General features: G+C 65.5%; 24 protein-coding genes. 12 read left to right on the forward strand and 12 right to left on the reverse strand.

Annotation, left to right across the window (positions count from 1 at the left end; genetic code table 11):
• Together QOH60_RS03695 and QOH60_RS03700 are read left to right on the forward strand one after the other, a co-directional pair.
• A partial coding sequence (locus QOH60_RS03695) for an MFS transporter (protein WP_526417209.1) occupies positions 1–810 on the forward strand: 810 nt, incomplete at its 5' end.
• Positions 811–817: 7 nt separating this feature from the next.
• Positions 818–1,201 (forward strand): hypothetical protein, encoded by a 384-nt coding sequence (locus tag QOH60_RS03700; protein WP_526417211.1) that lies wholly within the window; start codon positions 818–820, stop codon positions 1,199–1,201.
• On the opposite strand, the gene QOH60_RS03705 is transcribed toward QOH60_RS03700, so the two are convergent.
• The gene (locus QOH60_RS03705) at positions 1,189–2,220 is read right to left on the reverse strand and encodes a histone deacetylase family protein (RefSeq protein WP_526417213.1); all 1,032 of its coding nucleotides are present in this window, start codon (positions 2,218–2,220) and stop codon (positions 1,189–1,191) included. The genes QOH60_RS03700 and QOH60_RS03705 overlap by 13 nt on opposite strands.
• Before the next feature lie 57 nt (positions 2,221–2,277).
• Between QOH60_RS03705 and QOH60_RS03710 the strand changes: the two genes are divergently transcribed.
• The 3 genes from QOH60_RS03710 to QOH60_RS03720 are packed head-to-tail and all read left to right on the forward strand — an operon-like array spanning position 2,278 to position 4,731.
• On the forward strand, positions 2,278–3,480 hold the full coding sequence (locus QOH60_RS03710; protein ID WP_526417284.1) for an FAD-dependent oxidoreductase: 1,203 nt from the start codon (positions 2,278–2,280) through the stop codon (positions 3,478–3,480).
• Positions 3,481–3,485: 5 nt separating this feature from the next.
• Complete coding sequence (locus QOH60_RS03715; RefSeq protein WP_526417216.1) at positions 3,486–3,896, forward strand: nitroreductase family deazaflavin-dependent oxidoreductase; 411 nt, start codon at positions 3,486–3,488, stop codon at positions 3,894–3,896.
• A gap of 7 nt (positions 3,897–3,903) precedes the next feature.
• Positions 3,904–4,731: an alpha/beta fold hydrolase gene (locus QOH60_RS03720; protein WP_526417218.1), complete on the forward strand. Its 828-nt coding sequence runs from the start codon at positions 3,904–3,906 to the stop codon at positions 4,729–4,731.
• On the opposite strand, the gene QOH60_RS03725 is transcribed toward QOH60_RS03720, so the two are convergent.
• Both QOH60_RS03725 and QOH60_RS03730 read right to left on the reverse strand, forming a co-directional pair.
• On the reverse strand, positions 4,728–6,959 hold the full coding sequence (locus QOH60_RS03725; protein WP_526417220.1) for a molybdopterin-dependent oxidoreductase: 2,232 nt from the start codon (positions 6,957–6,959) through the stop codon (positions 4,728–4,730). The genes QOH60_RS03720 and QOH60_RS03725 overlap by 4 nt on opposite strands.
• Entirely contained in the window at positions 6,949–7,566 is a 618-nt protein-coding gene (locus QOH60_RS03730) for a TetR/AcrR family transcriptional regulator (RefSeq protein ID WP_526417222.1), read from the reverse strand. Before QOH60_RS03730 ends, QOH60_RS03725 begins: the two co-directional genes overlap by 11 nt.
• A gap of 257 nt (positions 7,567–7,823) precedes the next feature.
• Here QOH60_RS03730 and QOH60_RS03735 point away from each other — a divergent pair, with 257 nt between their 5' ends.
• Positions 7,824–8,429, forward strand: a complete 606-nt coding sequence (locus QOH60_RS03735) for a TetR/AcrR family transcriptional regulator (protein ID WP_526417224.1) — start codon at positions 7,824–7,826, stop codon at positions 8,427–8,429.
• A 2-nt stretch (positions 8,430–8,431) separates the two neighbouring features.
• The gene (locus QOH60_RS03740) at positions 8,432–9,331 is read left to right on the forward strand and encodes a hypothetical protein (protein WP_526417226.1); all 900 of its coding nucleotides are present in this window, start codon (positions 8,432–8,434) and stop codon (positions 9,329–9,331) included.
• Here the strand turns inward: QOH60_RS03740 and QOH60_RS03745 are convergent.
• Positions 9,279–9,662, reverse strand: coding sequence for a hypothetical protein (locus tag QOH60_RS03745; protein ID WP_526417228.1), 384 nt, complete (start codon positions 9,660–9,662; stop codon positions 9,279–9,281). The two genes, QOH60_RS03740 and QOH60_RS03745, sit on opposite strands and share 53 nt — an antisense overlap.
• 274 nt (positions 9,663–9,936) lie before the next feature.
• On the reverse strand, positions 9,937–10,173 hold the full coding sequence (locus QOH60_RS03750; RefSeq protein ID WP_526417230.1) for a DUF6400 family protein: 237 nt from the start codon (positions 10,171–10,173) through the stop codon (positions 9,937–9,939).
• 361 nt (positions 10,174–10,534) lie between these two features.
• Here QOH60_RS03750 and QOH60_RS03755 point away from each other — a divergent pair, with 361 nt between their 5' ends.
• The 3 genes from QOH60_RS03755 to QOH60_RS03765 are packed head-to-tail and all read left to right on the forward strand — an operon-like array spanning position 10,535 to position 12,519.
• The gene (locus QOH60_RS03755; RefSeq protein WP_526417232.1) at positions 10,535–11,074 is read left to right on the forward strand and encodes a dihydrofolate reductase family protein; all 540 of its coding nucleotides are present in this window, start codon (positions 10,535–10,537) and stop codon (positions 11,072–11,074) included.
• Positions 11,075–11,084: 10 nt separating this feature from the next.
• A complete protein-coding gene (locus tag QOH60_RS03760; RefSeq protein ID WP_526417234.1) occupies positions 11,085–11,603 on the forward strand; it encodes a DUF6328 family protein in 519 nt (172 codons plus the stop codon).
• Positions 11,604–11,643: 40 nt separating this feature from the next.
• Entirely contained in the window at positions 11,644–12,519 is an 876-nt protein-coding gene (locus QOH60_RS03765) for a DoxX family membrane protein (protein WP_526417236.1), read from the forward strand.
• A gap of 4 nt (positions 12,520–12,523) precedes the next feature.
• Here QOH60_RS03765 and QOH60_RS03770 read toward each other — a convergent pair whose 3' ends face one another.
• Both QOH60_RS03770 and QOH60_RS03775 read right to left on the reverse strand, forming a co-directional pair.
• Positions 12,524–13,918: a GntP family permease gene (locus tag QOH60_RS03770; protein ID WP_526417238.1), complete on the reverse strand. Its 1,395-nt coding sequence runs from the start codon at positions 13,916–13,918 to the stop codon at positions 12,524–12,526.
• Positions 13,915–14,418 carry a gluconokinase gene (locus QOH60_RS03775; protein ID WP_526417240.1) on the reverse strand — a complete coding sequence of 168 codons (504 nt, stop codon included), beginning with the start codon at positions 14,416–14,418 and terminating at the stop codon, positions 13,915–13,917. The genes QOH60_RS03770 and QOH60_RS03775 overlap by 4 nt, the downstream gene beginning before the upstream one ends.
• Positions 14,419–14,473: 55 nt before the next feature.
• On the opposite strand from QOH60_RS03775, the gene QOH60_RS03780 reads away from it, so the two are divergent.
• Positions 14,474–15,361, forward strand: coding sequence for an SCO6745 family protein (locus tag QOH60_RS03780; protein WP_526417242.1), 888 nt, complete (start codon positions 14,474–14,476; stop codon positions 15,359–15,361).
• Between the two features lie 16 nt (positions 15,362–15,377).
• On the opposite strand, the gene QOH60_RS03785 is transcribed toward QOH60_RS03780, so the two are convergent.
• Genes QOH60_RS03785 through QOH60_RS03795 form a run of 3 tightly spaced genes read right to left on the reverse strand, consistent with a single transcriptional unit; the run spans position 15,378 to position 19,784 of the window.
• A complete protein-coding gene (locus QOH60_RS03785; protein WP_526417244.1) occupies positions 15,378–16,646 on the reverse strand; it encodes a chloride channel protein in 1,269 nt (422 codons plus the stop codon).
• Positions 16,625–18,610, reverse strand: a complete 1,986-nt coding sequence (locus QOH60_RS03790; protein ID WP_526417246.1) for a DUF7064 domain-containing protein — start codon at positions 18,608–18,610, stop codon at positions 16,625–16,627. The genes QOH60_RS03785 and QOH60_RS03790 overlap by 22 nt, the downstream gene beginning before the upstream one ends.
• 10 nt (positions 18,611–18,620) lie before the next feature.
• Positions 18,621–19,784: a lactate 2-monooxygenase gene (locus tag QOH60_RS03795; RefSeq protein WP_526417248.1), complete on the reverse strand. Its 1,164-nt coding sequence runs from the start codon at positions 19,782–19,784 to the stop codon at positions 18,621–18,623.
• An 86-nt stretch (positions 19,785–19,870) separates the two neighbouring features.
• Here QOH60_RS03795 and QOH60_RS03800 point away from each other — a divergent pair, with 86 nt between their 5' ends.
• Complete coding sequence (locus tag QOH60_RS03800) at positions 19,871–20,773, forward strand: site-specific integrase (RefSeq protein ID WP_526417250.1); 903 nt, start codon at positions 19,871–19,873, stop codon at positions 20,771–20,773.
• Between the two features lie 810 nt (positions 20,774–21,583).
• Here the strand turns inward: QOH60_RS03800 and QOH60_RS03805 are convergent.
• Together QOH60_RS03805 and QOH60_RS03810 are read right to left on the reverse strand one after the other, a co-directional pair.
• Positions 21,584–21,907: a hypothetical protein gene (locus tag QOH60_RS03805; protein WP_526417253.1), complete on the reverse strand. Its 324-nt coding sequence runs from the start codon at positions 21,905–21,907 to the stop codon at positions 21,584–21,586.
• Between the two features lie 97 nt (positions 21,908–22,004).
• Positions 22,005–22,361 carry an amino acid aminotransferase gene (locus QOH60_RS03810; protein WP_526417255.1) on the reverse strand — a complete coding sequence of 119 codons (357 nt, stop codon included), beginning with the start codon at positions 22,359–22,361 and terminating at the stop codon, positions 22,005–22,007.
• Positions 22,362–22,388 lie beyond the last annotated feature (27 nt).

The raw sequence follows: 22,388 nt of genomic DNA on the forward strand, positions 1-22,388 counted from the left end.
TCGGTGCTCGCCGGTGTCGCTTTGAGCGTCGGGTTCGGCTGCGGCCCAATCGTTTCGGGACTGCTCGGCCAGTTCGCCGAGTCGGCGACGTTCGTGCCGTTCGCCGTCACCGTCGCGCTGTCGGCGGCGTCGGTGCTCGTCGGCGTCGTGTTCGCACGAACGCCAGCGCCTACCAAGCGATGCGAGGCCGTTTCCGCCGAAACCGGCGATGACGGTAGGAGCGTCACAGCTGCCCTGCGTACGGCGCTGCCGATGGCGTTGTGGGTCTTCTCGTGCGCGACCGTCGCAATGGTGACAATGGCCGAACGGATGCAGTATCGCTTCGACGGGCCGTGGATTCCCAGCGTTGCCGCCGGGGTCACCCTGACTGCGGGCATCACTATTCAGATGGCAGCCCGACGAGGTGACTGGGGACCGTGGTCTGGCGTCACGGGCGCACTGACCGCCGCGGCGGGCTTCGGTGTCGTCGCGATCGCCGGCGCCACCCCGTCGCTGGCGGTGTTCCTTCTCGTCGCCGGAATGCTCGGCGTCGCTTACGGATTGTGCCTGCGCCAAGGTCTCATCGACATCGAGACGCTCACGCCGACAAGGCTGCGCGGCGCCCTCACGGGCGTGTTCTACGCGATTACCTACCTGGGCTTCGGTCTGCCGGTTCTTCTGGTGGCCATCCGCCCCTGGACCGGAATCACCGCGCCGATGCTGGTGCTGACCGCGCTCGCCGTGGTCTCCGCGATAATCCGGGGCTCTCAGATTCGTCGGCAGTCACCGACGCGGGCACAGGGCGAACCGGTGCCGGTGAGCGGTTCATGAAACCTGCGTGGGTGACCAAGCCCGTCTCGGCGTCAACCACGGAGTCGACGTGTCCGAACCGACCGCGTACCCGCCGCAGTACCTGCGCGTACTGGCGCTGATCGTCGGCGACCGCCGCGACGGCGAATACCTGATTACCGCTGTAGCCGTGAAGGATTCGCGTCAGCTCAGTGCCGTGCTCACTTGTCACTGCCACGCGGCGGCCACGGCGCAGCAGCTCGCGGGCAAGCCGGTAACCGGCATCCGAGCCGGCGTGAGTGATCAACACGACGCCACCATCGGTTGGCGGGCACGAGATCTGCACATCGTCCATAGTGCAAGTCAAACCTCGCGAGCTGAGAGCCAGCCATGTGCCGGCTATGCCTTGACTCAGTTCCGCTACAGCCGATGAATGGCCTTGATCGCCGTCACCAGATCGACGACATCCGGTTCGCGTGGCAGAGCCGCCGGGACACTGAGCGCGTCCACTGTGGGCTCGCCTAAGAGCACCCGCGCGATGTTGCTCACCCCGTGCCGCAGCGCGTCGAGGTCGTAACCCCCTTCGAGCACGAACACGACCCGCCCGTCGCACAACTGCTGCGCCATCCGGACTACCTCATCAGCGAGACGCGAATAGCCGGCCAGCGTCAGCTGCATTTCCGCAAGCGGGTCCGCCCAGTACGCATCGAAGCCGACCGACACGAGAATGAGTTGCGGCGCAAAACGTTCCGCCGCCTTCCAGACGACCTCCCCAAACACCTTGGCGTAGTTGACGTCTCCGCACCCCGCCGGCAATGGCACGTTGACGGTGTAGCCATCGCCCTGACCCGTGCCGACGTCGCGTGCAGCTCCGGTCGCCGGATAGAACGGGTACTGGTGCGTCGAGACGTACAGCACCGATGGGTCGTCATAGAACATCGCTTCGGTGCCGTTGCCGTGGTGCACGTCGTAGTCGACGATCATGACGCGCTCAATTCCGTACTGCCGCTGCGCGAATCGCGCTGCAATAGCGATGTTTCCCAGCAGGCAGAAACCCATCGCGCGGTCGCGCACGGCGTGATGGCCCGGCGGGCGCACCGCCGCCAGGCCGTTCTCGGCCGATCCACTGACCACCGCATCGACGACGCCGACCACCCCACCGGCCGACAGCAGTGCGATGCCCAGCGCGTCGGGTCCCGCGTACGTATCGGGATCCAAGAAAGTCACGCGCGCCGACTCGCTCACGCGGCGCAGAACCTCCAGGTATTCCGGTGTGTGCACGGCGAGGACGGACTCGCTATCGGCCGGCTGCACCTCGAGGCGTTGCATCCGCGCCGTCAGACCGCTCTCATCGAGCCCTTGCCACACCGCTCGGATGCGCTGTGCGTTCTCGGGATGTCCCGGGTAGTCGTGCTCGGCGTATCGCGGGTGCGTCGCATAGACCGTTGTCACCGTCTCAACGTAGGCCTGGTGAGGCAAGTAACGCACTGGCAGGATCACGGCGTGAGCCTGCGCGTCCTGATCTCGGGTGCCAGCATCGCCGGGCCGGCGCTCGCCTATTGGCTCAGCAAGGCCGGCTTCGAGGTCACCGTCGTGGAGCGCTCGCCCACGCTGCGCAAGACGGGCGGTCACGCTGTCGATCTATTCAGGCCCGCAATGCACGTCGTGACGAAGATGGGGGTGCTGGACGCGGTCCGTGCAAAAACCACCGGCACCGACGCGATCGTCATCCACCGCGAGGGCCACAAGCCCGTCATGCTCGACCTGCGCAAGGTCTACACGGCCGTTTCCGACGACCACGTCGAGATCATGCGCGACGACTTGAGCGAGATTTTCTACGACGCCACCCGTGACGACGCCGAATACATCTTCGACGACACGATCACCTCGATTTCCGACGACGGAGACGTCACGTTCGAACGCGGCGCGCCTCGCCGGTTCGACGTCATCGTCGGCGCTGATGGTCTGCACTCCAGCGTCCGCCAGCTGATTTTCGGCCCGGAAGATGACTTCACGACGTGGATCGGCGCCTACATCTCGGTGTTCTCGGTGGCCGACTTCCTGGACCCCAAGGGCGTCATGCATGTCAGCGCCAAGGTCGGGCGGATGGCCGGCGCGTACAGCGCCGCCGGGACCGATGACGCCCGCGCGGTGTTCCTGTTGGGTACGCCGGAGCCGATGGAATATCACCACCGTGACGTCGCGCGCCAGAAGCAACTCCTCAAGGAGCACTTCGCCGACATGGGCTGGGAGATCCCGCAGTTGCTCGCTCAACTTGACGACACCCCGGCCTTCTACTTCGACTCGGTCACTCAACTTCGTCTCGACACTTGGTCTCGCGGCCGGGTCACGCTAGTCGGCGACGCCGGGTATTGTCCCGGCCCCGCGGTCGGCGGGAGCACCAGCTTGGCGGTGGTCGGCGCCTATACCCTGGCCGGCGAGCTCGCAACGCACGCGCCGGAGTACGCCGTCGCCTACGCGGCGTACGAGCAGAAGCTGGGAGACTACGTCCTGCGCAGCCGCGACTTCGCGATCACCGCGGCAAAGAAACTCGTCCCTGCCACGAAGTTCGATCTGTGGGTGTTGATTCAGCTGGCCCGTGGGATCGCCGTCTTGCCAGCCAGCATCAGCCGCGCGGCCGCGAAGCTGGGCGGCCGTGGTCTGCGGTTGCACGACATGTTCGTGCTGACCGAATACCCGCCGCTACAGTGACGGTTATGTCCGCGAAAGATCATCCGAACAACGCGCCGGGCGTGCCGATGGTGTTCCCGCCCGCGGTCGAGCGATTTCAGATCAAATACATCAACCCGATGATTCGCCCGGTCGCCAAGTATCTGCCCGGGTTCGCGACCATCAAGCACCGTGGACGCACGTCGGGCGCGCAGTACGAAACCGTGGTGAATGCGTTCCGCAAAGGTGACGTGCTCGCCGTTGGGCTCGCTCACGGCAAAACCAACTGGGTCAAGAACATCCTCGCCGCCGGCGAAGCGGACGCGCATCTCTTCCGGCGCGACGTGCACCTGACGAACCCGCGCGTGTTACCCGCCGGCACTGACGATCCGAGCCTGCCGTGGATCGCCCGGCGCCTTGCGCGCAGCACCGGAGTGTTCGTCGCGGACATCGCCTGACACCGCGATGCCCACATTCAGCCGCAACGGAGCTGTCATCCACTATTTGGATACTGGGGCGCCGGCAGGCCGCGCTGACGCTGCGACCGTGTTCTTCGGCCACGGCCTGCTGTTCAGCGGCTGGATGTTCCATCCGCAGATCGCGGAGCTGCAAACCGAATACCGTTGCGTGGCAATCGATTGGCGTGGCCAAGGAGAGAGCGCGGCAACCCAGGACGGATATGACATGGACACGCTGGCCGACGACGCCGTCGCGCTCATCGAGTCCCTCGGCATCGCGCCTGTTCACTATGTGGGGCTGTCGATGGGCGGCTTCGTCGGACAGCGCATCGCCGCGCGCCGCCCCGAGTTGATCCGGTCCCTGTCCCTGCTCGACACCAGCGCCGGTCCCGAAGACCCCGACAACGTCTCGCGCTACAAGCTGCTCGGTTGGATCTACCGACTGACCGGCATCACGCCGCTGCGAAAAGCCGTGCGCCCGATCATGTTCGGACCGACGTTCCTTGCCGACGCGTCACGAAAGCCGCTGATCGAGGAATGGGAGAGGCGGCTGGCACGCAGTCCGCGCTCCGGGATCAGAAAGGCGGTGATAGCCGTTGCGGAGCGCAAGCCCGTTGAGGACGAGATCGGCCGCATTCAGGCGCCGACGCTGGTCCTGGTCGGCGTCGACGACGCCGCCACTCCGCTGGCCAAGGCACAGCGCATCGCCGAGCTCATACCCGGTGCGCGCCTTGCGACCCTGCCCGACTGCGGGCACACGAGCACGCTTGAAGCATCCGACACCGTCACCGGCTTGTTGCGAGACTTCCTGGCGGAGAACACGTCAGCGCACTAGACGGCGACGGCCTCGATGCGCGCGGGCACGTGCTTGTGCCACGGCGTGCCCGCATACGCGTCGCGCCACTGCGATGACGTCAGCGCGTTCGGCGCCACCCCGGGAACGTGCGTGTCGCCGTCGGCATCGACGAAGTCGAGCCCAAAGCCGTTGGGCAGCGCCGCGTGTCCCGGCAGCATTGTCTCGCTGACCTCGACACGTACCTCGGCGCTTCCGGCGGCGGTGGTGATGCGAGCACGCCCGCCTTCGGCGAGACCCAGTTCCGCTGCATCCTCCACGCTGACGCGCAGCGCGCCACCGCCGTCACGCTTGCGCCACGACGGGTCGCGGAAAATGTCGTTGGCGGTGTACGCGCGTCGTTCCCCGGCCGACAAGACGATCGGATATTCGGGTGTCGTGAGCCCCGGCTGCGCGTCACGCAATGCTCTTGTCTCAGTGAGCATTTCGGGCATATCGAGCACGATCTTGTGGTCGTCGTGGGTAATGAGCGCGAAGTCGTCCTCGTACTCGTGCACCGTGAACGTCACACCCGAGCGGCCGTGAAGGATCGCCTCGAACAACGCGTTGCCGTCGACGTGGCCCGCACGGCGCACCGCGTCTGGATAGCTGAACGCCGTCTTCTGGGCAAGCCCCCACAGCGCCGCTGCGCCGGCCAGACCGTCGGGCAGCGTCGGCCCCAGCGTGTCGTACAACACGAACGGCAGCACTTTGTTCAGCCCCGGGTTGGCGCTGACCGCCTGCAGGAACGCCTGCGCGTATGCCGTCAGACCCTCTTTGGCCGCCTCGCGCAGCGGCCGCAGTTCCGTGTTGTCGACGACGTCGATGGCGCGCATCAACCGGGCCCAGATCTCGGGCTCGGCTAGCGTGCCCGGCAGCGGTTCCAGCAGTGCATGGCGCAGGTGAAAGTTGTTGTGCGGGAACTCAAGATTGAAGAACGTCGCCTCCGGTTTTTCGTACTGGCTCGCGGCAGGCAACACGTAGTGTGCCAGCCGGGCGGTCTCGGTCATCGCGACGTCGATGACCACCAGCAGTTCCAGGGATTCGAATGCGGCCCGGCATGCTTCGGAGTCAGCGACCGAATGAGCCGGGTTGCTGCTCTCGACGATCATCGCGCGAAAACGGTCGGGGTGGTCCGTCAGGATTTCCTCGGGCACCACGTTCGACGGGACCAGGCCGGCGATCACCGGGGCGCCGGTGACCGGCGTGCGCCCCACGCCGCCCAGCCCGAACAGCGGGGCGAAGTACGAATGCAGGTGCTGGCCTCCCCGTTTCGCGAAGCTCCCGGTCAAGATCCACAGCAGCTTGTTCAGGTACGAGCAGAGAGTGCTGTTGGGCGCCTGCTGAATGCCGAGGTCCTCGAACACAGCCACACTGTCGGCCTGCGCGATCCTGCGCACCGCGGCGCGAATTAGCTCCTCGTCGGCCCCGCACCGCTGCGCGTAGTCCCCGACGGGCACCTCTCGCAGAACCTCGCGGACTGCTTCCGTGCCGTTCACGTGGTCAGCTAAAAAGCCTTCGTTGCAGAGGTTTTCCTGCACGAGCACCGCGGCCATCGCGGCAAGACACCACGCGTCGGTACCCGGACGCACCCGCAGGTGGAAGTCGGCCATCTTCGCGGTGTCGGTGACCACAGGGTCGATGACGATCATCGCGCGATCGGGATCCTTGGCGATCTCGTTGAGGACCACGCGGGCACGCGGAAAGCTTTGTGACATCCAGGGGTTCTTGCCCACGAACACCGACACCTCAGCGTGCTCGAATTCGCCTCGGGTGTGGCCGCCGTACAGATGCCGGTCGACCCAGTGTTCGCCTGTTTTTTCCTGCGCCAACGCATTCGACCGGTACCGGGAGCCAAGTGCTTTCAGGAATGCGCCGCTGTACGCGCCGCCGAGATGATTTCCCTGCCCGCCGCCGCCGTAATAGAAGATCTTGTCGCCGCCGTACGTATCGCGGATCGCCAGGAAGCGCTCGGCGATCTCGGCGATCGCCGTGTCCCAGTCGATCTCCTCGTAGCTGCCGTCCTCACGCCGTCGCATCGGAGATGTCAGGCGGGCGCGGTTGTTCTGGTAGTGGTCGAGGCGCAAAGCCTTATTGCACGTATACCCCTGCGACGCCGGGTGGTCCTTATCGCCGCGGATCTTCGCCAGCCTGCGTCCGTCGAGTTGGACGACGATCCCGCAATTGCACTCGCACAAGATGCATGCCGTGGACTTCCACTCAGCGCTCATTGTCGATCTTTCTTTCGGGGGTCTCTTTGTGCAGCAAGGCACGCAGCTGTCGGTGAATCAGATCGAGAGGTTTGACGTCACGTGACGCCCGGGCCACGATGATCGCCCCCTCGATCGAGGTGGTCATCAGCATCGCGAGCTCCTCCGAGCGGCCAAGAGAATTGCCTTCGGCCATCAAACGGAGCGCGATCAAATCATTCCAGCGGGCGAATGCCGCGGCGGTGCGCTCGATCAGCGTGGCCGTCGCTGCCGAAGCGTCCGGCTCCCCCGCTTCGACCGCCACTGCGACCACCGGACATCCCGCCCGGAAGTCGCTCTCGAGCAGCTGCTGGCGGTAGGAGGCGATGAGCGTATCGAGCACGTCGATCGCGCTGGCTCCCCCGGAGATGCGCGCAGCGACGTATTCCCCCGCGAAGTCGACTGCTTCACCGATGAGTTGGGCCCGGCCGCCGGGAAAGTGGTGATATGCCGATCCGCGCGGCGCGTGGCTGTGCTGGAGCACGTCGGATATCGCCGTCGCGTGCGCGCCGCGTTCCCGGATGAGCAGCGCCGCAGATCGAATCATGCGTTCTCGAGGACCCGCCACAATATATATGTTGGCATACATATTATCCCTGCGCTAGGGCCTGCCGATGCATTCTCCGCCGCCGCTCCCGCGGCTCTCCCCGCCGCCGCTCCCCCTCTGCCCGCGAATCTGAAATCCGTGCGACGACACGCCGATCAGCAGCGCAGGAGATTCAGTTTCGCGAACCGCGAGTCTGCGGCGGGCGAGCCGCCGGTCATGCGGCGGGGTTGACGCCCGCCACCCGACGCGGTCAATATGAACGTTGTTCATTTCCGAACACGGTTCAGATTGGATCGTCAATGGCAACGAAGTGGGGCGACCGCGCCAGCCGCCGCAACGACATCGCGCACGCCGCCAGGACGCTGCTACGCGAACGCGGCTTCGCGGCGCTGCAGATGCGGGATGTCGCGCGGCGGGCCGACGTCGGGCTGGGCACCGTGTATACCTACTTCCCCACCAAGGAAGCATTGTTCGCGGCGCTGTACGCCGAGCGTCTCGACCGGATGCTCACCGACCTGACGGCGCAACTCTCGTCGACAATCGACCTCGAAGAGATCTTCGTCGCAGTCGCCACGCAATATCGCGAGGTGTACAGCGAGTTCGGCAAGGACCTCGACATTTTGAGCGTGGTCGGCCGACGGTCGCACGTGGACCATCCAACGCGGGAACGCCTTGCCGAGTCGTCTGCCCGGTTACTCGCCGAGGTGCGGGCGATCCTGACGCGCGCCGGCGTTGCCGACACCGATCTGGCGCTCGCCTCGCTGTGGTCGACGGTCACTGGTCTCGCGGACCACTTCACCAGCTCGCGCCACCGACTGCTGCCCAACACCTGGGACGAGACCGTGCGGTTCACTGCGCGCACGGTGGTGCGCGGACTTACAACAGCGACGACAACCGGAGGTTGAAGATGGTTGAAGTAGACGTCTTCTGGGCGTACGGGATCGGCGCGGGATTCGCCGCAGCCGCAACGCATCAGATCGCGCTCGGGAAGGACCGGCTCACACCGGCGACCGGTTGGCAGCGATACGTGTCCTCACCGTATGTCACTGTGGCCGTGCTGTATTGCGCGCTGATGTTCGCCCCCAGCGGCGCATATCTGCTCTGGGCGTTCCCCGATTGGGAGACAATGCAGGTGGCTCACAGCCACGCGTCGCTGCCTGCGTGGCTGGTGACGCTGTTCGCCTTCACGAATGTCAGCCAGGGCATTCTGGGGTACTGGGTCACGGCCAAGCTCATCCGGTCCGGCCGCCGATATGCCGCGTTCCTTCAGGTGGCGCTTGGTTACTTCGGCATGTTCTTCATCCTGGTGCACGGCTGGGACGGACGCGGCTACCAGCGGTTCTTCTCGGCGGATCGGGCCGAGTTCGAGTCGTGGCCGTCGAACCCGACGTTTGGCGACGCGGCGTCGCGCGCGGGTCATTGGCTGACGTCACCGGTTGCGCTGACGTTGGCCGGCATGTCGGTGATCGTCATCGCGCTGTTGTGGATCATGTCCGCGTGGCTCAAAGAGGGATATCGCCTTGCGAGACTTGACAACACGGTCGGCGCGGGAATGATCGTCGCCTCGATCCTCGGCCTCGTCTTCGTCGGATCACTGGGCTCCGCGATCGTCGCGAGCATCCTGATCCACCTGCTCGGCTGGTGGATCGGGATCCCTCTGGCGGCAGCGCTGGTGTGGCTCGCCGTCGTGCGGGCCCGCACAGGAGTCGCCTACCTGTGCTTCGAGCGCCTCTCCCTCGCGCGCGCGAAGGCGACTACGACGATCGGTTCCGAAGCGACGCCAGCCGCGAAAGCGCTTCGCGGGTAGATGACGCATTGTCGATCTTGATGTCCGGCCACGGTGGTCGACGAACCATCGCCAGCGTCCCGAGCGTTGCGGCCACGAGACCGGTGATGACGCCGATCAACGCGATCGGTGTCGCGTCGACCGCGGGCTCCCACTTGGACTTGTCACCACGGACGACGAACACGCCGACCGGCTTGGCGCGCAGTTCGACCTCCTCGCCGGCCACCAGCTTTGCGCGGACCTTGGATACCGTGATTATCGTTGCGCCGTCAGCGGTTTGGTAGGGCTGGCTATACACCTTGGCGGGTTGTCCGTTGGTCGAGATGGCATCGAGAGCATCACTGAGTTTCATGCCCTCAATTAAAGCGTCAAGCGACCTCTCTGCGACCTGAAGTGCGCCACCTGGTGTCAACGGTCCAGACGTGGCCGCATCCCGGGCACTGCAGATGCGCCAACCAGGCCTGGTTGCCCAGCAGATACTGCCAGTGATCGCTGCAGTTGCGCGGGCTCGCGCACTCCCCGCACCGGGAGCCGTGATCGCACCGCGGGCATGGCAGCCACGCGCGCCTGCCCCTGTCTGCCTGGGGATCAATCGGTAACACGCTATTTCCTCTTCGCGCGAGCGCTCATCGGCGATTCACCGTCCGATCCGGCAGCACTCCTGCAGCGACGAGCTTGTCGTAGATCCGCTGCTGGTCGTCGTCAAGATCGGAGTAGAGCATCTCCCACGCCCGCTCCTCGTCGGCCAACGCCCTGATCGGGTCCCAGTCATCACCGATCGCCTCGAGTACCGCTGACCTCCGACGCACCTCGTCAAGGGTCAGGTCGTAGGCAAAGGCCAGGTCATTCGATTGTGTGGCCATGAGGTTCCCCATGCTGCTTCGCGGGTCGACGCGATAAAGGTGCCTTTACCTGGCGGCTGAGAACAATGACCTGTGTCACGTTCTGCGTTTGATGTTCGTCACACTTCATTCACCGGTCATTCGGCCGACCGACCACCTCATGCGGTAGTTCATTTCGCGGACGTACGGGGTATGTGGGGCCGGTGACTGAACACGACAACGACGACGCCACCGTGGACGGCGGTCGGGGCGGTCACGGAGGCCCTGGAGTGGGTGGAACGGGAGAAGCGCCGCAGCCCCGGTGTCGGCGGGCACAAGGATCGCCCTTAGGCGCGATGAATCTGGCCCGAACGACCGGTCGGTACCTCTAAGGAGGCTCACCATGCGCAAACTCGTCATCACACAGAACGTGACACTCGACGGCTCGGTCGAGATGCTCGACGACTGGTTCAATCCCCAACAACAGGATGACGCCCTGCTCGAGGAAAGCCATCGACAAGACGCCGAGTCCGATGCTTTGCTCCTGGGCAGGCAAACCTTCGAGGACTTCCGCGGCTACTGGCCGGCCCAGACCGATGACGCCACCGGCATCACCGACTACCTGAACAAGGTCGCGAAATACGTTGTGTCGTCAACCCTTGACGATCCCGGCTGGGCGAACACGACTGTGCTGCGCGGTGACCCGGTGCCGCACGTCAATGCGCTCAAGGAGCAGGACGGCAGGGACATCGTGCTGACGGGCAGCATCAGCCTCGCCCACACGCTGATCGCTGCCGACATCGTCGACGAGTTCCGGATGTTCGTCTATCCGGCGGTCCAGGGCAGGGGCCGACCCCTCTTCCCCGCCGCCCGTCCGAATCTGCGGCTGCTCGACGAACCAAAGTCCTTTCCGTCGGGCATTGTCCTGTTGCGTTACGGGTAACCCCGCAGGCATGGATGCCGACCATCCCGATCGTGACCAGCGGTGGGATGAAGGCGAGCGTCACGAGAGTGAAACCGAGCGCCTGGACCGCAACTGGAACAGCCTGCTGCAGGAATTGCGGGTGACGCAGACAGGAGCCCAGCTGGTCACGGGATTCCTGCTGACGTTGCCCTTCCAGCAGCGATTCGGCGTGCTCGACGACACCATGAAATACGTGTACCTCGCCACCGTGGCGTGTTCGATAGCGGCGACGTTGCTACTCGTCGCTCCCGTCGCGATGCATCGGGTGCTGTTCCGTCAACGGCGCCTGGTGACTCTGGTGTCGGTGACGCATCGGTGTGCGATCGCGGGTGTCGGCCTGCTCGGCCTCGCGCTGGTGGGCGTCACCGTCGTAGTATTCAGCGCGGTATCGGGGACACACGTGGGCTGGATCGTGGGCGCGTGCACCGCGGTCGCGATGTTCGCCTTGTGGATCGCGCTGCCGATGGGATTTCGGCTCAACGACGACAACAGTCCCGGCCAGCACTGAGTCCGGGTTTGCGAACCGACCGTGAGGGGCATTCGGAGACATGCTAGTTCGAAGGATCGCGCGTCCACTTCTGTCCGCGGTATTCATCTCAAACGGCATCGACTCGTTGCGGCGTCCGGCGGAGGCCGCCGAGACAGCCCGCGCGACCGCGGAGGGGTTGCAGAAGCTGCCCGAGGCCGCGGCCTCCAAGATCCCCGAAGATCCTGCGACGCTGGCTCGTGTGACGGCAGGCGTGCAGATCGGCGGCGGCCTGTTGCTGGCAGCCGGAAAGATGCCCCGCCTCGCGTCAGCCGCACTGGCTCTCACCGTGGTGCCGGGCAGCCTTGGCGGACACCTGTTCTGGACCGAAACCGACTCGGCGCGCAAATCGCAGCAGAGGCGCGAGTTCATGACCGACCTGAGCCTGATCGGCGGCTTGATCATCGCCTCAGCCGACACGGAAGGAAGGCCATCGCTGGGCTGGCGCGGACGGCGGGCTGCGCGACGCGCATCTGAAGCTGTCGCTGGGGTGCTTCCCGGCGCAGCGTCTTCCAGCGGCAATCTGCTCGAGACGGTCGGCGAGCGTGGCCGCGAGTTCGCGGAGGTGGCAGGCGAGAGGGTGTCACCGCTGCTGGACGCCGCGCTGGAACGAGGCGCTGAACTCGCCGAGCTCGCACGCGATCGCGGCGCCGACTTCGCCGAACTGGCGCGCGAGCGCGGCGCGGACTGGGCAGAGACGGCACGCGAACGCGGCGCCGATTTCGCCGAGCTGGCTCGTGAACGCGGTGCGGACTTGGCAGAGACCGCGCGCGACCGCAGCGCCGACTGGGCCGAGACCGCGCGCAAGGAAAGCGAGAAGAGGGCCAAGAAAGCCAGGAAGCGCGCCGACAAAGCGGCGAAGAAGGCGCGCAAGCGCCTCGACGAGCAGCTGGCCTGACGACCTACAGCAACAAGCTGAGCAGAAACACCAGCACGAACCCGAAGACGGACAGCAAGGTCTCCATCACCGACCACGTCTTGATCGTCTGACCGACCGTCATCCCGAAATACTGGTTCACCAACCAGAACCCCGCGTCGTTGACGTGTGAGAAGAACAGCGAACCCGAGCCGACGGCGAGCACCACCAGTGCCACCTGCACCGGGCTCATCCCGCCGACGAGTTCGTGCATCAGGCCCGACGCCGTGACGGTCGCGACTGTGGCGGACCCCGTGGCGAGCCGGATCAGCACCGCGATCACCCAGGCCAGCAGCACCACCGACACATGGGCGCCCTTGGCCCAATCCGCGAGCATGGTGCCGATGCCGCTGTCGACGAGCACCCCCTTAAATCCGCCCCCGGCGGCAACGATCAGGATGATGCCGGCCACCGGCGGAAGGCCGGACTCGACAGTCTTGGCGATCTCGCTGCGGGACATTCCGACTCCCACGCCGAACGTGAACATCGCCACCACGACGGCGACGAGCAGCGCGATGAGCGGGGTGTAGTCGCCGAAGACGTCGAAAAGCTTGCGCACCGGCTGGTTCTTGTCCGTGATCACAATGTCGACGAGCGCCTTCGCCAGCATCAACATCACCGGGAGCAACACCGTGAACAGCGTGATGCCGAACGACGGCTGGTGTCGTCCGGCGTCCGGCTCATCCTGTTCCACTTCTGCGAACGTCTCCGGAACACCCACCACCACCCACCGGCCGGCCAGCTTGCCGAACAACGGCCCAGCGACGATGACAGTCGGAATCGCCACCGCGACGCCCAGCCCGAGTGTCAGACCGAGATCGGCGTTCAGGTTCTGGATCGCGGCCAGCGGCCCTGGGTGCGGGGGCACAAGACCGTGCATCGCGGACAGCCCTGCGAGGGCAGGTATTCCGATGGTGATCAAGGACTGCTGCGACCGCCGCGCGACGAGGTAGATCACGGGCATCAACAACACCAGGCCGATCTCGAAGAACATCGGCAGCCCGATGATCGCGCCGACCAGCGCCATTGCCCACGGCAGCGCTCGCGGAGAGGCGCGGCCGACGATCGTGTCGACGATCCTGTCGGCTCCCCCCGAGTCGGCCAGCAGCTTGGCGAACATCGCGCCGAGCGCGATCAGGATTCCGACATTGGCTGCGGTGTTGCCGAATTCGGTGCTGAACGATTTCAGCACTTTGGTGGGAATCTCCCCTGCGACGCTGCCGACCGTGATCGAGCCGAAGATCAGCGCGAGAAACGGGTGCAGCTTGGCGACGGTGATCAACACGACGATCACGGCGATGCCCACTACCGCGGCGAGGATCAGCTGCCACCCCGGAGCGATCGGCGGGTGTGGATCTGCAGCCAGCAATACCGGCGTCATGACCGTTCCTCCTCTTGCTTGCGCTCCAGATAGCTCGCGACGACCGAATCGATGTCGTGGTCGACATCGAGCGTGATTCCGCCCTCGTCAGGCTCGAGCGGTTCGAGCGTGGCGAACTGCGACGCCAACAGCGACGCGGGCATGAAATGGCCGGGCCGACTCGCCTGGCGTTTGGCGATGACCTCCGGTGAGCCACTGAGGTGAACGAATTCTGTTGTAGGACAATGTTTTCGAAGCTGGTCGCGGTACTTGCGCTTGAGTGCCGAGCAGCTCATCACGCCGCCGCTGTCCACGTGGTCTGCCAGCCAGTCGCCGATGATCTCCAGCCACGGGTACCGGTCGTCGTCGTTGAGCGCAATGCCCGCCGTCATCTTCTCGACGTTGGCCTCGGGATGGAAATCGTCCGCGTCAGCGAACGGGACACGCAACCGCTGAGCCAGCGCAGCGCCCACCGTCGACTTCCCCGATCCGGACACCCCCATGACGACTATCGGTCGCATGCCTGTCCCTACCCGGTTCGTATGCGGATATGCATGCTGAGGTTAACTCTGGATCGTGCCCCGGACTCCCGAACTCGCAAGACGATTTTTTCACCGCTTCGAGCCGGTCCATGCGGTGACCTATTTCGCGCCTGAGGCGCGCGCGGCTCTCGACGGCCTCGGCTACCGCGGGTTCTGGATGGGCTATTTCGCGGCGCGGTCTGCGCCCTTGGGCATGGTGCCGCACGGCGTGGTCACGGCGACGTTCTACAACTTCGCCCCCGAGCGGGTAGCCAAGGCGCTGACGGGCGCGTGGGCGGTGGCCGGACCCGACTTGGCCCTGCGCGCCCGCGAAGACTCCGCGGTTGCCGCGCTCCGCCGTTACGGGGTGACGGATGACGAGAATGTGAGGGCCGCAGGGGAATTGGCCGGCCGAGCCGTTCGATCCGTGGACGTCGACGGACGTCCACTGTTTGCGGCGAATCGAGCGCTTCGGTGGCCGGATGATCCAGTCGCGGTCCTATGGCATTCCGCCACACTGCTCCGCGAGCACCGAGGCGACGCCCACGTCGCGGTAATGGTTGCGGAGGGCATCACGGGGCGTGAGTGCAACGTTTTGCATTCGGCTGCCGGAAAGGTGCCGCGCGAGTACATGATGCGTGCTCGCGACTACGACGACGCCGCGTGGCAGGCCCACTGCGCAGCCCTGGCAGAGCGGGGGCTGCTGAACGCTGACGGAGCATTGACGGCCGAGGGAGAGGCGCTCAAGAACCGCATCGAATCGCGCACTGACCAGTTGGCCCTGTCGGTGCTCGACCCCCTCGGCGACGACGAAGTGGAGGCGCTGTTCCGGGCGCTGTCGCCGATCACGAGGTTGGTGATCGCCGGGGGCGACATTCCCGCCATGACGCCAATGGGCCTGAGCCGCAACGACCTCGACGAGGACAGCGCGGGCTTGACGTGATCTAGGACTTCGCCGTTCAGTGCTCCGCCGGCACCTTGTGTCCTGCGCGGCGGCGGGTGATCGCTATACGCAGGACGTGCGCACCGACCGCCGCGAAGAGCAGGAAGAGCCAGACTTCAAGCGGCGGATGCGTCAGCTCAGCCGTGAAGATCGCCGCGAACACCGGCGCATTCTGCGTAATGCCGAGAACCGCCGCGCCCCCGATGAGCGCCAACGTCGGCACGCTGGCCTGTCCACCCATGTGCTGCACCGCCAACGCGACGAAAGCGCCCATCGCCACGCCGGTGGACAACGCCGGCGTGAGCATGCCGCCGACTGCGCCGGCCCGCAGGAACAGAGCGGTCAGTGTGGGCTTCAGCAGCACGACGATCGCGACGCCGATCAGGGTGTCGCCGCCGGAAAGGCTTTCCAGCACGATGCTGCGGCCGTTGCCGGGCATTTGGGGCATCCAGATCGAGGCCGTGCCGGTGGCCAGTCCGGCCAGGCCAATCGAAGGGATGATCATCCAGGAGGTCGCCGGCGCCTTCGTTTTCGCTATGGCCATTAGGCCGTTGAACGCGGTGCCGATGATCACCGCCAGCGGCATCACGGTGAACGCGAAGATGAATGCTTTCTGCGTGAAATGTGTTTCGGGCCAAACAAATGTCGGCGCCCCGTGGGTGAGCGGCCAGACTGTCACCGTGGCGATGCACGACGTCGCCACAGCGACGAGAACGGCGACGGGCTGCCAGCTGCGCAAGATGATCCCCAACGCGAACAGCACGCCCGCAGCCGGCACGTTGTAGACGGCCGCCAACCCCGCGCCGGCCGCGCTGGCGAGCAGGATCTGCCGGTAGCGCGGTGGGATCGATCCGTAACGGATCCACAGCTCCGTGAACGACGCCGCGAACAACCTCGGCGCTTGCTCGCGGCCGAGCGACGCGCCGGAACCGACTGCCAGCACTTGCAGCAGCGCGTCGATTCCCATCGGTCCGTGCTCGAAGGGACGGCCCGAGCGGATCTGGTTGGTCAGGTTCGGCACCGTGGCTCTCGCGCGCAAGAGCCACCAGCCCAGACCTGCGAGCGTGCAGCCGATGGCCGGGCCAAGCAGCCGTCGCGGGATGGAGGCGTGCTGCACACCCGCGAGCAGCGGACCCTGTTCGTAGCCGTAGGCGAGGTGCTCGATGGCCTTGACGACCACCGTGGTGAAGCCGCCGGCGAATCCGCTGACGACGCCGGTGACCAGGATGGCAGCGGCGAAGGTGAGGTAGCGCTGCGCCTTTGTCACTGACCGTTGCGGTTCCACTCGATCCATCCGACGCCATCGCGACCGTCGGATGTGCGGACCGACGCCCATGACCGTGCGAACCAGGACACCCTGCCGTCGGGCGCGGCGAGCCTCAGTGGCGCGTGTCCAAGAATTTCGGCGGTCGCCGAGAGACCACCCGGATTGAGGGTGATCTCGGTTGACACCGGTAACCCGTTGTCCGCGAACGATGCCCGCGCGTCGACTGCTTCAAGCTCGACCAGCGGGGCACCCGGGGTCTGGATGTACCCGACCCCGATCGGCGGCGCGCCCGGGATCCGGATGTCGACCGCGTGCAGGTGAGTGCCGTCGCCGAGGTGCAGGGCACTCCACACCCACTCCATGCCCCACCAGTCGCGCACACCCCACGAGTGGTCACGTTGGCCAGGCACCGCGTCGAACGTCGTCACCCGGCCGTCCACGCTGACGGATCCGGTTACGGTGCAAGGGATTTCGTAGCGCGGCGTCAGACGGTACTGATACGGTGTACCTGCGGTAGACCACTCGAGTTCCATGCTCACGTCCACGGGCTGGCCGGGCATTCCCCGTAGCAGCGCTGACGGATCGTCGTGCCTTTCGCCGGTTCCTTTCAGGCGCACGCGATATGTCTGCAACGGTTGCGCAATTTCGTGAGTGAAGTCAAGATTGCTCTTCCGCAGGACAAACGGATCATCAAGCGGCGCTTGGAAATCGAGCACCGCGACGGTTGGTTGATCGGGACCGCATAACAACGCGGTGAACCAGGCGACGCCCTCGTTGGGCGTCAACCCGAGCCGGACGTAGCCGCCGATGCGCTGAGCGTCGTCGACGAAGTCGCAGTACCAGCTTTCGTTCCACATCGCCTCCACACCCGGGGTGTGGGCATATTCGTCGTTGCCATCCGGCTGGAGAGGTTGCGCCGCAGCGGGTTCCGGCAGAAGTGTGAGAGCGTCGAGATCGAGCACCTGCTCGCAGTGGCGTTCGATCATCGTCATGAACATCTCGTCGCCGCGCTCGGTGCGCGCCACCAGCATCGGCGACACGATCGCCATCATCACACCGAAAAAGCTCTGATTCCGCACCCCGTCGCGGACGTCGTCCAACGTCAGCGGCGTCGCCGGGCCAAGAGCCTCGTGATAGAGCGTCGTCAGTTCCTCGCAGTGCGCTCGGCGCAACGCCACCGGCAGCGCGCAACCCATGAAGTAGGCCAGATCCGTCGTCGCCGGCCCCCACGTGGCTGTCTGCCAATCGACGACAGTCAGCGGCCGGTCCGCCGCCGCGGTGCCGAACAGCATGTTGTCCAACCGATAGTCGCCGTGAACCAACCCCAGGAGATGGCCGGTAGCCGTGTTGGCCGTCAGGTATCCGTCGAAGCTGCCCACCAGCTTGTCGCACACCGTGCGATGCCGCGGGCTGATGAGACCCTCGTAGCGCTCCAGGAAGCCGGCGTACAGCTGACTCAGCAGCCCCTGGCTGATGGGCGATTCGCGGTTGAGCCAATCCGCGCCTGCCAATGCCGGATCCCCGATTACCGGCCCGTGCAGGCGGCCCAACTCAGAGACAGCCAGTCGCGCCCGGTCCACGGAGGTGCCCTCGATCTCGTCGCCCACCTCCGCTGGCCCGGCGTCGCCGAGGAGAAGCGCGAACGTGCCCGCCTCGGAGTCGAACGACGCGTGGTAGCAGGGCGCGATCGGACCATCAATCCTCGGGGCAATGTCTGCGTAGAACCTGACCTCGCGCTCGTAAAGGCCCAGCGCCGCGCCGGTTTGGCGACTGACAGGGTCGGACGCCGCGATCTTGAGGACCACCGACGACGGCCCCGTCGCATCGGCGGCGTAGCCCAGTCCGATGCGGTAGCACTCGCTCATCTGCCCGGTGCCGATGCGCTCGGTCTCGAACTCCGACACCGGCAGGTCCAGCGCGGCACTCAGCCATTCGGTGCTCACGTTGTCAATGGTCGCGATGTCCGCGCGGTCGATCGACATGACGATGACCCTAAGCGCCCAGACCGCGCAGCATCTCCCGATTCACCGTGCGAAGCGATGCGTGGCCCGAAAGTGCCAGTGTGAGATCGATTTCCGACAGCAGGTTGCGCAGCACCTGAGTCACCCCGTCGGCACCGCCGAGCGCCATCCCCCAGAGGTACGGGCGGCCGAGCAGCACGGCGCGGGCGCCGAGGGCAATCGCTTTGACCACGTCGGCGCCGCATCGTATGCCGCTGTCGAACAACACTTCCAACTCGTCGCCGACCGCATCGACGACGTCGGGCAGCGCGTCGAGCGCGGCGATCGCCCCGTCCACCTGCCGGCCGCCGTGGTTGGAGACGACGACACCCGACACGCCGTGGTCACGGGCCAGCCGCGCGTCGTCGGGGTGCAGGATCCCCTTCAACAGGATCGGCAAGCGCGTCATCTCGCGCAGGGCCGCGAGATCGGCCCAGGTGACTGCCGGGTTGCTGAACACTGCGACGAACTGCAGGACGGCCGCGGTCGGATTGTCTTCCGGGGGCTGCGCCAGCGCGCCGCGAAAAACCGGGTCGGACAGGTAGTTTGCGATCCCGACTGACTTCAAGAACGGCAAGTACGCCGTCTGCAGGTCACGCGGGCGCCACGCCAAGAGCCCCGTGTCCAGCGTGACGACGATGGCGCCGTAGCCTGCCGCCTCGGCGCGCGTGACGAAGCTGGCTGTGAGCTCCGGGTCTTTCGGCCAGTAGAGCTGGTACCAGCGCGGCACGTCTGCCCCAGCTGCGGCGATCTCCTCCATCGAGTACGACGCGGCGGTCGACGCGACGAACCCGATCCCGGCCGCCGACGCACCACGTGCGGCGGCGAGTTCTCCGTCCGGATGCACGATCGACTGCACCCCCACCGGCGCGAGCAGCACCGGCGCGTCATGCTGCACGCCGAGGATCGTCGTGCGCAGATCGCGCACGGCCACGTCGCGCAGCATCCGCGGCACGATCCGGTGTCGCGCGAACGCGGCCCGGTTCTCGCGTTCGGTGTCTTCGGTTCCAGCGCTGCCGAACACGTAGCCGCGGGCACCCACCTCCATCGCAGCCGAAGCCTGCGCCTCGAGATCCGCCCAGCTCATCGGGAAATCGGGTGTCTGGCCACCCATTCCCTTCAGGTATACCTCGAACTGGTAGTTGCCGAAGGTCATAACTCCGCTTCCTGTTTCTACCTGCAGTTTTACAGGCACGGTCGAAGATACCACCGAAGTACAGCGCTGTATGTCAAACTACCGGTGTGGCCAAAAGTTTGCTGATCCTGTCGGAACTGCTGCCGTCATGGCAGTTGACGATGCGCGCTGAGCGCAAGGCGGACCGGACCATCAAGACCTACACCGAGAACGTCGAAAACTTCCTGAAATGGTGCGACTCGACAACCACCCCTGCCGAGCTGACCGCACCGGTCGTGCAGGCACACATCGCAGACATGCTCGACCGCGGCGCCCAGGCCTCGACCGCGTTGACGCGCCAGAAGGCACTTCGGCGATACGCCGCCTGGCTGGTCGACGAAGGCGAACTCGATACCAACCCCCTAGTCGGGCTCAAGCCTCCCAAGCAGGACCGCAAGTTCACCGAGTCGCTGTCCGACGATCAACTCCGCCGACTGATCAAGGCCTGCCAGGGCAAGACGCTCCGAGACCGCCGCGACGAGGCGATCGCTCGGCTCATGATCGAGACCGGGCTGCGGGCGAATGAGGTCATCGGGTTGCAGATGGCCGACGTCGACCTCGACCGTGGTCTCGCGATCGTGCGCCGCGGCAAGGGTGGCAAGGGCCGGATGGTGCCGTTCGGGCCGCAAACCGCGGCGGCCATCGACCGATACATCCGCGTTCGACGTACACACCGCCTGTCGGACAGCGGCGAGCTGTGGGTCGGTGCCCGATCAACGAAGACATTCAAGTACTTCGGGCTCGACAAGACGATGCGGGAGCGTGCCCGGGCCGCAGGAATCGAAGGCTTTCACCTGCATCTGTTGCGGCACACTGCCGCTACCCGATGGTTACGGGCCGGCGGATCAGAGCAGGGCTTGATGGCTGTCGCGGGCTGGGCAAATCGTTCAATGCTCGATCGGTATACGGGTGCCAGCGCCGCCGAGCGGGCCGCTGACGAGGCGCGCGAGCTGAACCTGGGCGATTTATGAACGTCGATGAGTGCCAGGCGATGGCACCGTTACTGGCGGCGTTCGCCCGCGGCACCAAACGCTCGCGCCTCAGGCAGCTTCTCGTCGTGTGCCCCAACAGCCGTCACGCGCTCGCCGAAGTCTTCCCGACCCCCGAAGGCCCGTATGTGGTGTGGAAAGAGAGGACCGTCACGAGATGGGCCCGCCCAGCTGGCTCGGTTACCCCGATCGACGCAGACCCACTGGCGCATACAGGTTCGATCAAAGTTAGCTGCGCCCCGCTTGAGATCGGCGGCGTCTGACTTATCGGAGTCTGTCGCTGCACCGAGCACGCGGTCATCCGTCACGAAGATCTGATTGCGTGGATGGAGTCCGGCTGTAAGCGTGTCGTCCTCACCGCCGCGCCGTGAGCGCTGTACTGTGAGTGCGAATCGCTCGGCGCGCCGCGCGCTTTGTCAGCTTTGAGCACTGGCCAGTCCCGAAGAGGGAGGGCCAATCGTGCCCGCTGCACAGTCTTCCGAGCGACAACTCATCGCCCAAATCGCCGCCGAAGAATCGTGGGCCTGGCGGCAGGCAAAGCCTATCGATGGCGGGTGAGGGTCGACGGTGCCACACGAGACGAGTGGACCGAAATGCTATATGTGCCAACGGCTGCCGCCGGCCCGGTAATCGGATAACAGTGCTCTCCCCCCGCGGTTTCACGTGTCAATCACCCGCGGCCATCATCGCCGCGCGGATCTCGTCATAGTCGACAGCGAGATACCTCTCGGTTGTCGCGATCGAGGCGGGCCCGAGCAGCCATCGTTACGCCCGTTATGGCGTACTTGGCGATCACCGACCGGATGGTCGCCCTAGCCACAGGGAGATTCCCGATCCGAGAACAACTAGGCCCCCAACCACGGTATAGACAATTCCTGCGCCCGGGGTGCGTTCGTCTTCGATCTTCTTGTCGCGGCGTTGCTCGTAGCTCTCCTCGTGGCCACCAGTAACGCACTTATCTCCGGGAACCATCACCTTCCTGTCACACGTAACCGATACCGTGCTCTCGGTCGGTACCTTGTGGTTGACCCAGAGATAAATGCCGAAGGCGAGTATGGCCATTCCCACCATGCCCACAATTACTTGTTTCATCCTGACCAACCCCTTCTTTGCCACGACCAAGCCAGCTTAAGAAAGGCTGGGCGGAGGATCGCGTTGAATCGACGAATCAGCAGCAAATAAATCCGATCGTCAGACCCGGCCCACCGGGTTCTCATAGCCCGAGCACCGTTGCGGCGATGTTCAACGCCCGCGCCGAACCCTCGCGATCGCACCACGGCATGTTGTCGGTACCCGCAAGGACATTGCGCGCCCGATTACGCAGGAAATCGGACGCGTCGTCGCGGGTGCAGACGTCGAACGACACCGCGGCGGCGATGTTCTTCGCGTCGGCCCATGACAGGCCAGCGAACGCGCCCTCCGCGTCGAGCACCGAGCAAAAGTCTTGCAACACCGGCCCGAACGCGTCGGTGTGCAGAATGTCGACCGGCAACCGCACGATCAGCTCGAGCGCTGCCGCCTCGGGATCGCTCGGGGCCTCTGGGACGACGTACGAATTTGAGGTGGTCACACTGCTCCCCTTCAATCAGGGAGTTAG

The sequence above is a fragment of the Mycobacterium sp. genome, assembly GCF_032159765.1.
Lineage (GTDB): Bacteria > Actinomycetota > Actinomycetes > Mycobacteriales > Mycobacteriaceae > Mycobacterium.